The organism is Foetidibacter luteolus (assembly GCF_009650435.1).
Classification (GTDB): domain Bacteria; phylum Bacteroidota; class Bacteroidia; order Chitinophagales; family Chitinophagaceae; genus Foetidibacter; species Foetidibacter luteolus.
On record NZ_VVIP01000035.1, the window covers coordinates 393167 to 405166 of the forward strand.

At 38.9% G+C, this 12000-nt stretch carries 6 protein-coding genes; 4 read left to right on the plus strand and 2 right to left on the minus strand.

What is annotated here, in order from left to right; genetic code table 11:
• Positions 1-202: 202 nt before the first annotated feature.
• On the minus strand, positions 203-427 hold the full coding sequence (locus F0364_RS10985) for a hypothetical protein (RefSeq protein ID WP_153797819.1): 225 nt from the start codon (positions 425-427) through the stop codon (positions 203-205).
• Between the two features lie 667 nt (positions 428-1094).
• Between F0364_RS10985 and F0364_RS10990 the strand changes: the two genes are divergently transcribed.
• Genes F0364_RS10990 through mobC form a run of 3 tightly spaced genes read left to right on the plus strand, consistent with a single transcriptional unit; the run spans position 1095 to position 5061 of the window.
• Positions 1095-1670 carry a plasmid mobilization protein gene (locus F0364_RS10990; RefSeq protein WP_235921060.1) on the plus strand — a complete coding sequence of 192 codons (576 nt, stop codon included), beginning with the start codon at positions 1095-1097 and terminating at the stop codon, positions 1668-1670.
• Complete coding sequence (locus F0364_RS10995) at positions 1658-3034, plus strand: relaxase/mobilization nuclease domain-containing protein (protein WP_153797820.1); 1377 nt, start codon at positions 1658-1660, stop codon at positions 3032-3034. Before F0364_RS10990 ends, F0364_RS10995 begins: the two co-directional genes overlap by 13 nt.
• A gap of 35 nt (positions 3035-3069) precedes the next feature.
• A complete protein-coding gene (mobC, locus tag F0364_RS11000; protein WP_235921061.1) occupies positions 3070-5061 on the plus strand; it encodes a conjugal transfer protein MobC in 1992 nt (663 codons plus the stop codon).
• 633 nt (positions 5062-5694) lie between these two features.
• Here mobC and F0364_RS11005 read toward each other — a convergent pair.
• On the minus strand, positions 5695-10257 hold the full coding sequence (locus tag F0364_RS11005; protein ID WP_153797821.1) for an ATP-binding protein: 4563 nt from the start codon (positions 10255-10257) through the stop codon (positions 5695-5697).
• A 1267-nt stretch (positions 10258-11524) separates the two neighbouring features.
• On the opposite strand from F0364_RS11005, the gene F0364_RS11010 reads away from it, so the two are divergent.
• Positions 11525-12000, plus strand: a 476-nt coding sequence (locus tag F0364_RS11010) for a transposase (protein ID WP_207632557.1), incomplete at its 3' end; no start/stop codon positions are given.

The window sequence follows — 12000 nt, forward strand, 5'->3', positions numbered from 1 at the left end:
ATTTTAAAGAATACAATCCAGCAGAATCCTCATTGATTTTGACACACTCTTACTTTGAATCCCTGATTAAAAGGATTGAAAGGTCACAACAGATCAACTGGAGTAAGCACACTAAAAGCATTACGAATAGACGATTCTGTATTGGTCAACAGTCAATTTATTGCGAAAGATCAGGAAGATTTGAAGAGATGAACTGAAGTCATTATTTCAGGTAGATCCTGCTTCTCCTTGCCTTTTCGATTTTGTCCTTGGGTACTTTGTAATATTTCCCCATTTCTGTCACAATCTCGTTCCAATATTCTGCACTGCATTTACGCTGGTTAACCGGCTTCTCTTTTTTTAAACCGAGCGCATATTTGGCCTTGGATACTATGGATGGAATTTTTTCCAGGCTATTAATCATTACTTTGCCATCTATTATCTCCATAAAAAAATTTCGGCGCAAGATAGCAAAGTCTTAAGTTAACGGATCAATTAACAGGTATGGCTGATCTTGAAAGAAATTTCTTTGATAGAGCCCTCGTTAATCGAAACGATGGAAGGTGATCCCTTTTAGAAGATATCAAGGGAATAATTATTACAATAAACATGATGCAGGCCACTATGCATTGTATAACGAGTATATAAAAGCCGTCAGCACGTCCAACGCACGAACTTTCATTTATAATTGCGCAAAGAACGTAGCTGTTTTGGTGCCTTTTTTAGTCTCCTTTCCTATGGACAAATTTTCCTTCGACAGCAGGAACTACAGTAATTAACTCGTTTTAAACAGCAGACTTTTTTTGAAAAATCGTTTTCCAAAACGATGACAAATGACCCCCGCCCATCTTTATCCCCGACAATGATAAGAGCGGACAAAATTGCACTCTTAATGCGCTTGAAATAGACAGCGAAAAATTTATTGATGAACGCCATTTATATAAGGACTATGACGACCTCAATCACTGGCTGGTCAGAGTCGGGATAACCCAAAAACATGGGCTCCGGCAAAAGCCCTGATTTTCTATTCAGCGGCAGTAATGCTATCGTTAAGGGCTTTTACCGGTCATCATTGTAAACGCTGGCATTTTCTGGATTGCTAAAATTCTCATTTTATGGATGGCTGCACAACCGACGCCAGTGAGATTGCCTGTTGCACCACAATCGGCCAGATGTACCGTTGTGGCCACAAAGTGGGCCTAACGGAATCTGGCCGCCCTTCCTCCGAAGTCGGGGGCGGTCATTTTGGAGATTCCTTTTTTAGTGTGAACTATCTTTTTAAATGTGAAAATGAAACTGTGATGAAAGATAAAAAGGAGAATAAGGACATCATTTTTAAGATACGATTTACAGCTACAGAGCTGGATAAAATCAAGGCAGCTTTTGCCCGCACCACCTGCCGAAATCTCACCGACTACATACGCAAATTATTGCTGCAAAAACCGGTCGTTACAACTACCCGCAACAGGTCGCTCGATGACTTTATGACAGAGCTGGTTCGTCTCAGAAATGAACTCAACGCCATCGGCGCCAACTACAACCAGATGGTTAAAAGACTACACTCCTTGCAGCATATCCCGGAGATAAAAACCTGGGCCGTTATCAACGAATCGGCCCGGCAAATCCTCACCGGAAAAGTGGAAGAAATCAAAACCAAAATCGCCCAAATCAATGACCAATGGTTGCAGTAGTAAACGATAAAGCCAACTTGCGAAATGCCATTCATTATAATGAGAATAAACTAAAAGAAGGGCAGGCCAAATTGATCCTTGCCGGCAATTATGCAAAGGATACTGAGAGGTTAGGTTTTACGGATAAGTATATGACGCTTAAGCGCCGTAACGACCTAAACGACCGAGTTATCCATAATACCCTTCATATATCTATCAACTTCGAGACCAATGAAAAAATCCCCGAGGACAAGCTTAAGGAAATAGCAGCTGTCTATATGCAAAAAATTGGCTTCGGTGATCAGCCCTATTTAGTCTATCAGCACTTTGATGCGGCGCACCCTCACCTCCATCTGGTGACCACAGCCATCCATGCCAACGGCAAAAGACTTCCGCTGCATAACCTGGCAAAAAATCAATCTTCCAAAGCCCGCCGGGAAATCGAAAAAGAATTTAACCTGGTGGTGGCAGATGATCATAAACAAAAAGAAACTTATCGGCAAAAAGCTATTGATGCCAAGAAACTAGTAAAAGGGAAATCACAAGTTAAAAGGTCCATTACAAACGCGCTTGATTTTGTTCTTGACCATTATCAATATACTTCCCTTGCGGAACTCAACGCTATCCTGAAACAATTCAACGTCCAGGCCGATAGAGGCGGTGAAAATTCAAGAATCTATAAAAACAATGGTCTTGTTTATCGGGCTCTGAATGATGAAGGAACCGTAGCAAATGTTAAACCGATAAAGGCTAGCGATTTTTATAATAAACCTACCCTCGCATATCTGGAAGAAAAGTTCCTTATTAACAAACAAGCAAGGCAAGATCAGGAACAGCAATCTAATTATCTGACTCCTTCAAAGAGACGTATAAAAAATGTCATTGACCTGGCTTTTAAAACCAATGCAACTATTTCTATTGAGAAATTATCCTCAACACTTAAAAAAGAGCAGATAGACTTGGTTATACGGCAAAATGACAATGGACTTATATATGGGCTGACTTACGTTGACCATGATAAAAAAATAGTCTTTAATGGTTCAAACCTGGGTAAGCAATACAGTGCTAAAGCCATCCTCGAAAGAACCGGCCAGATGCAGCAGGTCGAACAAATGCAAGAAATTAAACAGGGACAGTTTATCCCAACAAGACAGCCGGAGCAAAAGCCTGAGCGGCTACAAGACCCGGTTGCCGCCAAACCGCAGGAAAGACCAACAACAACACATGCAGAACAATCGGAAAGCAAGCAACAAACGCCTGTTCCAACTCACGACAAAAATCCTCTTGAAATACTCATCCAACCCGAAGAAGGCAGCGGCTCAATAGCCGCAGAGCTGCGCGAAGAACAAAAAAGAAAGCGGAAAAGGAAAAAAATAAATCAATAAAAAACGCCTGCGGTCTGCAGGTAAGGAGGTCTATTATGGCAATGCATACAGGAGAGAACGAACAGGGGTTAAGGAAAATCATTGACATGATCCGCATGATCAGTATTGTAGTATTATTACTACACTTCTATTTTTATTGCTACTACGCATTTGAGCAGTGGAAATTGACAACAGACCTGACCGACAAGATACTGCAAAATATTATCCGGTCAGGGTTGTTTAGCAACTTTCATAAAAGCAAGCTCATCGCCCTGGGTCTATTGCTTTTATCATTGATCGGCATTAAGGGCCGCAAAAGCGACAAGCTGAACTACCGTACCGGCCTGGCCTATTTTATTACCGGACTACTGTTATACTTTATCAGTGGGCTTGTATTGCTGCTTAGTGACGTTCCTTCCGACCTGGTAGCCATCCTTTATTTTATCATTACGGGTGTCGGTTTTATCTTGATTCTGACCGGCGGCGCCGTGCTTTCCCGCATCATACGAAACCGTATGAAAAATGACATGTTCAATAAATTAGGTCAGACCTTCCAGCAGGAGGAAAGAAAGCTCACTAACCCATATTCGTTAAATCTGCCCGCCGTCTATAACCTTAAAGGGCAACTCCGGAAAAGCTGGATTTCTTTTGTTAACCCCAGACGCAGCATTCTCGTGCTTGGGTCGCCAGGTTCAGGCAAATCTTACTTCTTAATCGAGAACTTTATCCGGCAGCTAGCTGATAAGGGCATGTCATTATTCGTTTTCGATTACAAGTACCCGGAACTGACAACGCTTACGTATAACCACTTTTTAAAGAACTATGATAAGTATCCTGTTGGCACCCGGTTTTACAATGTCAATTTTAAGGATGCCTCCAGCTCCAATCGCTGCAATCCGATTGATCCCCGCACTATGGACAGTATGACAGACGCTGTAGAGGCCAGTAAAACACTACTGTACAGTATCAACAAAACGTGGCTGGGAAAGCAAGGCGATTTTTTCCCGGAGTCTGCTATAAATATCCTGGCCGCAGCTATCTGGTTCTTATTCAAATACCGGGAAGGAGAGTTTTGCACTCTGCCGCATACAATTGAATTGATCCACACGCCTTATACAAAATTGTTTACAATATTCCGGGCGGAGCCCGAACTGGAAACGCTTCTCGATCCGTTCGTGACATCGTTTTTAGACAATAATATAGAAACCCTGGACAGCCAGATGGCCAGCATAAAAATACCATTAGGCCGGCTGTCTTCTCCAGAGTTCTACTACGTCCTTTCAGGAAACGATTTTACCTTGGATATCAATAATCCTTTAGCCCCAAAAATATTCTGCCTGGGAAGTAATGCTAAACAGGCCAATGCCCTGGCGCCAGTGATTTCACTTTACGTTGACCGGCTTAACAAAATTATCAATCAGCCTGGCAAACATCCCTGTGCGTTGGTGATAGATGAAGCGTCTACCTTAAGGGCCACCAGTATTTTAGAGACCATTGCAACCGGTAGATCCAATGACATCATCGTTATCCTGGCCTTGCAGGATTATAGCCAGTTAAAGCGTGTTTACAGCCGTGAGGAAGCTGAGACTATCATGAACATTGCCGGCAACATTATCTCCGGCCAGGTGGCCGGGGAAACCGCCAAAATGCTGTCTGAACGCTTCGGTAAAACCATGCAGGACAGGGAAAGCCTGTCCATTAATAGTTCCGATACCTCCTTAAGCAAATCCCAGCAACTGGAAACTGTAATACCCCCCTCTACCATCAGCAGTTTATCTTCCGGGGAATTTGTAGGGCTGGTGGCCGATGATCCGTTGCAAAAGATTGATTTAAAGATGTTCCATTCTTCAGTGGTCAACGACCATGCAGCCATAACAAAAGAGAAGAAAAACTACTTGCCGCTGCCCGTTTGGGGAGCTGAAACTAGTGATCCTATTAGGGAGAATTTCAGGCAGGTAAAAACTGATGTGGATGATATTGTAGAGGCTGAAATGGAGCGTATTATGAATACACCAGCACTGGGGCATTTAATTGTAAAAAGCAAATAAATTAACTACGTAGTTTTGCAAAAAATGGTTTATTATAAAAACAATGCTAGTATATTGAGTCTATTTGTCCACTTGCATTTTGGATAAACTCTAAACAAATCAGCATGTTAACAACCTCAACCTAACACACAATACCAATATGAAAATAACGTCATTAGACAAGAAATACAAAAGGTATTTGGATGGAGACTTTTTTTGAATGATTAGATTTAGTGAGAATAGGCAACTAAAAAAAAGATCGTAATACGTATTTTTGATTATAATCACACCCGCATTAACATTAACCTACCCAATAGCTACCTACGACGGAATACTCATTTTGATTCCCTGACAACCCTCTTTTTGCTTTTAACACCGGAAAAATTTATCTTTAAGTCACTTCTGTTTAAGTGTTCCGTTCATTCGATTTTTTATATACTCAACAGTATGATTCTCTGAAATCCTCCATATTTGGGACTTAAAGGCGTATTTATAGATATTGATAGATTTGAGTCATCAAGTATTTCCTGGCTAAATTGTGCAAAGCGGTCATGGATCGGACACACATGAACTAATTACTAAAGATTGTAAATGAGTTTTTTGGGTAAAAACTACAGCAATCAAAACTTGCTATTCGCAACTGCCTGGAAAAATCTAAAACACTTCTTTCAACCGCCAGGTAAGTTCTAATGCTTCCTGCCAGCCCGAACTTGCAAATAAGTCTAACATTGTAATAAGACTCTCGAAATGTTCCTTACAAGTTAGTAATTCTTTATGGTCAGCCAGTATTTTTTCTGTGAGTTTAATAACTTCTTGAAGGGTGACGCGATCGTAAGTAAAACCATTTGCAGCAGCACATTTTACAATTGATGCCGAAATAGTAAGCGCATAGTCAGGATCAGTATCAACAAAGATATTCAATAGCTGCATAAAATAGTACCCTGTATGAGCAACCATAAAGCCTGAGTCGACTTTTTCCGATTCATTTACAATAAATGTCAAAACCGGTTTTATCTTCTTAAAAAAAGCCAGCTTGTTAGCCGATGTGGTACTTCCCCCTTTGTTCTCCTTCCTTCCGTGCTCGATAGTAAAATAGAGCCGCTGTACACAGTTGTCTATTATTTCAAAATCATCTCTTCCAGAATCGTTTTTAATATCTTTGGTCTTAAGTGATTCGAAACGGTATACTAAAATTTCATGTAGCAGATTTATGAGATTGTCATACTTGTCAGGAGTTACCAAGTAATTATTGTCTTTGTTATGCGGATCTATAATTGTTGTGATTTCAGATATCACTTGCCTGACAAATCTTTTGATACCTAAATTGGAAGCGATGAGGTTGTCAGCAGTCTTACTATTATACTTTATTTTTAGTCTCAACAGTAAACAAACATGCCAATGCCACACTTCATCAGCTGGTTTGTCATTATTATTTGATAACGAATCGTTTAGAGCTACAGCTGCGTTCTCTACTTCTGTTTGGTTATCTGAAATGATGTTGTCGTAAGATAGATTACTAATTAGCCTTTGAAGACACAAGCCGTCCTTTTCAAGCATACATCTTTCTTTAATCTTGTCCCAAAATGAATCCCGATTATATTGCCAGAAAAAAGTAAATACATGCAAGGCTTTGAATCTTACTATTGGTATATTATCGCTAATTAATTTTAAAATACGTGGGCCGATCATTCCTGCCTTGTCTGAATACAATAATTGCACAAATGTTTCTACGGCTGCAGTCCTTGGTGTTGGTGCATAAGCTCCAGTTCTGTCTTTTATATTCCCAGTTTGGTATTCTGAGCTTATATAGGAAGGATGGTCTATGTAGTTGTTCGCGATAGCTTCGACAAGAATTCTTGTTTTTTTATTTAGTTTGCCGCCATTTCTCGCAATCAATTTTGAAAATCTGCTAACCTCATAATCACAATTAAACTGTAGTTTATCATTAAACGCATTGCTATTTTGGCATACCTTAAATAGCTGATCCACATAAGGCACCAGTGGGTCATATTCAAGTATAGGTGGTATGTCTGAGTTATTATGATCATATTTATTATTAAATGGCTCTAACTTTTTGATTAAATTATAAGCCAAAAACTCAGTATCGTTTGAAGAACTAGCGCCGATATCTATTATCCTTTCTTCATCAGTCGGATGATATGGTCGAACACCGCCGTGAGTGACCAATGGCTTATTTTTAACAGGTCCATTTACTTTTACGAAATTCTTTGCCTTAATTAATGTCAATTCTTCAAAAGGTATACAGCTCAAAAGCCGCTGCATTCTTCTTGTTTTAAATTCTTCATTTTCTTCTTTGATCAATTTGGAAGTTGATAAGTTGAAAATGACTCTTTCAAGCCTCTTTTTATCAGATGCGGTCAAATGATTCCAAATGGTTTTAATTAACTCTCCTGCTTCATAAACTGTTTCATCGCAAAAGAAAAATTCTTCATTCATAAGTAAGCCAACTGCTTGCTTTTTGAAGACTATCGGGCGCTTAACAAGCAGTGTTAATATTCGTCTCCAAACAGTCGTGACTTCAGACTTTCTGATTACGATATCAAGTAATGCTCTTGCTCGACTTTCGTCGTGTTGCGCTACTAATAATTCTATATGCTTAAAAATTGCTTCCAGATGGGATAGTGACCCATATTCTGTATCGTGATCATTGTCAGAATAGGAATAATCAGGAACTATCCTGGATTTTATTCCATTTAATTCAATTATCAATGGCTTTGCAGAAGATTGATAATAATTGGCAGCGCTAAATTTATTTACAATTTCTATTCCCAAGGGAATAAATTCTTCGGGTGCAGCTGTGATAAATACTTTATAGTCTCTTTCCAGCTTGTGGTGGATACTTTCAAAATCCTGTCGCCTGTTGCTTCGCATGGTTAACACCACACTATTTCCAAGGTATGTTTCTTTGTCACTATTCTCAGAATGATAATAAATGGTTTTATAAATTAGTTTGGTAAGTGGTCTATCATATTTTAAGATGTTAGCCAGATTATCACTCAGTGTGTAGAAAAATCGGATGGGGAAGTCAGGTTCTTTGAGTAATTCAAGAACCTCTTTGATCTTACTTGATGCAGATTTCTTGTGTACAGAAAAGATCATGCAGACGTTTTCGATTCCCCAGATTCCACCATTTGCTTCTATCAGGAATTTTTTATTTGATATACTTCTCTGTTCAAGGACGAATGCCAGGTAATTTAATGAAGTCTTTGAAATGGTGGTCATAAATTTGCTACCTGGACTCTTGGAAACAATCTTTATAGCTTTATCAATTAAATATCCAAATTCCCATAGAAAAATCTCTTGCATCCCCTCAGAAATCTTCAGAAATAGTAAAAAGTCCTTTTCTCTTAACGCACCCTTGGTAATAAACCTAATTGCTTCCAAAATTTTCCTGATTGTATTTCCGCTTTCCTGAACATCCTGCAGGCTGAATATTGGCGCCACATCCTCTACGTCCTTGTAGTATCCGGCAAGTATATAGTTAAGTATCGTTTGATGATACAACCGGAATAGTGGAGTAGAATTACTTTGTATCTCAAAATAATGCTTCCAGAAAACAGTGCTCTCCTGTTGCCATAATTTGCTATAGAAATAAATAAACCCTTGCCGGAACAGAAAAGCCATTTTTTGATGTTCGTCAATAAATGCAACCAGTTTGTTTGCATCTTCCGGGATAAGGTATTTGGAGACCGCAAATTCAAGAAGAATATTATGATTGAACGAAATGTTTTGCTTGGTAACGGAGCTTTCTTTGATAACACCTAGGCTAACAAGATTGTCAAAAGCAGTAGAATTTGTGTCCGAGACAACCGATTTTTTGGGACAGCTCAGGCTTTCAGAAAAAACTAACTGCTGTGTGAGGTCTCTTAAGAATATATCCCTGCTTGTGTTGTTGGCTATTTTAGTATTCCAATAAACCTCCAATAACTGTTCTTCTGTTTCAATATGCGATAGGTCTTTATTCTTAAAATTACTGCCGTCAATCACTATCCTTTCCAATAATTTTAAGAAGTAAGGAATCTTAAGAAGTGTTTTTAATTCATCCGTACATTTTTGAACTATAGCATAAAGTCGTTTATTTTCTTTCGCAGCAAGATCAATTTCCAGTTCTGAAAGCTCTGGAATCTCAAAATACCGGCACGAAACAGATTTAGTAATATTAATCTGGGGAAATAATTCCAGCAGACGGCTGGATTTAGCAGCATCAAAGGTTCTGGCACTCACCAATATATTCCATCTATTCTTCAACTCACCAATTGCGGTTCTTATCTGCTTTAAGATTGCTGATTTCAATCTTTCGTCCTTTGCCGTATCAAACGCATCAAATATCAGCAGTGCTTTGAAGTCATTATTAGATAAGGGGATCTTCTTTAAGGCATTAATCCAATAGCTGTTGACTTTAAATTCTTTTTGTAACTCATCATCTCTTCCATCCAATAGTTCATTGATTCTGATGACAAAGCATGGTATCTTTTTCTTATGACAATATTTATGCAATTCTTCAATCGTAAAACTTTTTCCCACTCCTGGTCCTCCAATAAGAATGCCATTTGCAATTTGAGCAAAGGAAAAAATATCTTCAATCAGTGACATGCGTCTGATATAAATGCCACTATTGTTTATGGAAATTGCCTGCGCAGGTATTGTCTCATTACTTTCGGGCTTTTCAGTAACAGGGTAAGTGGAATTTACCAAAACAGGCTCGGTCGCTTCTTCTAAAATTTGGTTTAAAGGTTTTAGTTCAGAGGAATGTTTGTTTTGGTAGTATAATTTGGTAAGCAGTTTGGGAATATCGTAGCCTTCGTACACAAACTCTTTACTTTTTACCTGTTTGAGGATATTAGCGGGACACTTTCTTGATATGAAAAGAATAATAAGATGTTTTATTTTTTGCTTTTTTTTACTGCGTCTGTATGAGTCCACTGTCCTACTAAGCTTAGTGGTATAGCTTTTATTTGACGTTACCTGAATTGCAATACCCCTTCGTTTGTCAATAAGATCGAAACTATCCTGGTTCTTCTTTTGCTCATTGGCGTTAATAAGTTTCCATCCAAAAGCCTTATTCAAAAAAGAACAAAAGAGGTTTTCAGCATTCACGGCTTCGTTTGATAATCCCAAGGAATTTGAATGCTCCACCAAATCAGAATACCGAAATAACAGTTTTTGAAGGTTGTCGTAGTAAATAGTCACACTCATGGAAGCATTCGTATTTGTTCAATCTACATAGCTTAATCAACTAATAGTCGACTACGTGCAGAAAAAATTTAATAATATTAAAAAATACTGACACCAATGTAGCGTAAATCGGGAATATTAATTATATATATTTATTCAGGTATCTGGAAACTGTTCAATTTGTACTTCAGCTTTCTATGCCATCATTCGTTACATGATGTAATGAATTGGCAACTCTGTATTGAATTTTTCAGATAACCCGTAATTTCTGAAGGTTATACAAGACAATGCCCCGATTTTAGGCAGGTTGAATCTGATATTTTTGTAATTTAAGGGGAAAGCCATTGTGTATTGGAGATTTAGTGAGGAGCGCAAGGCGGTTTATTGCCTTTGAAAATGCAACCAGTTACCAGGAAAGAACCGGATTGTTAATGATTGAAGCCCTACAAATGTACGATAACCCTATTGATTTTGCCTCCGAACACTGGTGAAATTTCGTCAATGGTTATTTTTGAGTTTAAAAGACTTGGACAATTGCACATCAAAAAACAAATCTGATTATCGATGGGAGTTCTCAGAATTGATAGGGAGGTATTTCGGCTATTTTCTCTATGATGACCAGAAGAAAAACTACAGGGAAAGTCAGGTTATAATAAGAAAAGAAACACCCAAATTCGGATACGTTATAGTTGACATAACACCTGAAAGACTTGAAGCTTATAATATCGGCAAAAGGTTATCGTAAGACCCCGTTCGGAACTTTTTATAAAATTTACCTCGAACTAAATATGCATATTGGAGTGCTACAATTTAGTTGCCTTGTCCAGGCGGTTGAAAAAAGGCATGCTCTTTTTTTTGACAAACTTTTCAACAATTAACCTGTTGATTGAATATATTTAAAGCTATTATAGATTCCTTCTGGAAATTAGCGAAGGGTAGAGCAAATAGCTTGACAAAGAAGTATTGAAACAATACCTTTTCAAAAACGACTTGACTCACAAAATACTCATGCTTTTTGGAACTACCTTATAACCAGGCAATTCAGTTTCTGGATTAGGAATTTAGTCATACCTAAGAAGACACTACGGTATATTTACTGCCCTCTATATAAGTTCTGCATAGGCATCTGAAATATTCTCCGCCGTTCAGGTTTTTCCTATGGGTTACTAACTCAGAGAATGCCAACCTAGCTTACGTTACTCACACTATGTAGGGCTTGCTCAATAACTTCCAGATTTATCTAACCGGGTGAAAATGATTATCTTTTTGCAGCAAAAGCTGAAAACAGATGCAAGGAAACCGTAAGGATAACCCCAAAAAGCCTGCACGGACGCCTGGGTATGTAAGTCCTAACCAACTGACAATATGCGGGTTTGAAACCCCTTTTGAGCAGGCGCTGACCCGGGAGAACCGCTGGGTAAACCTCAGCAGGTTGCTGCCCTGGGACCAGATGGTCAATCAGTACAATAAGAGCTTTAAATCCTCCGAAGGCCGCCCGCCCATCAGCGGCAGGATTGTTATAGGTGCTGTTATCATCAAACACATGCTGAAACTCAGCGACCGTGAAACGGTACAGCAGATACAGGAAAACGTGTTTATGCAGTATTTTTTAGGCTACAGCAGTTTTACCAATGAAGCGCCATTTTCACCCACCTTATTTGTAGAGATAAGAGAACGGCTGAGCCTTGAAGTGATGGGCTGCATCAATGAAATGGTTATCGCCCATCACTTTGATGCACCGGCAATCCCAAAACAGGAGGGCAA

Bases quoted from the DNA above. Each gene is read 5' to 3' on its own strand.
- F0364_RS11005 (WP_153797821.1), bottom strand. From the start codon at position 10,257: ATGAGTGTGACTATTTACTACGACAACCTTCAAAAACTGTTATTTCGG.
- mobC (WP_235921061.1), top strand. From the start codon at position 3,070: ATGGCAATGCATACAGGAGAGAACGAACAGGGGTTAAGGAAAATCATT.
- F0364_RS10990 (WP_235921060.1), top strand. From the start codon at position 1,095: ATGGATGGCTGCACAACCGACGCCAGTGAGATTGCCTGTTGCACCACA.
- F0364_RS10985 (WP_153797819.1), bottom strand. From the start codon at position 427: ATGGAGATAATAGATGGCAAAGTAATGATTAATAGCCTGGAAAAAATT.
- F0364_RS10995 (WP_153797820.1), top strand. From the start codon at position 1,658: ATGGTTGCAGTAGTAAACGATAAAGCCAACTTGCGAAATGCCATTCAT.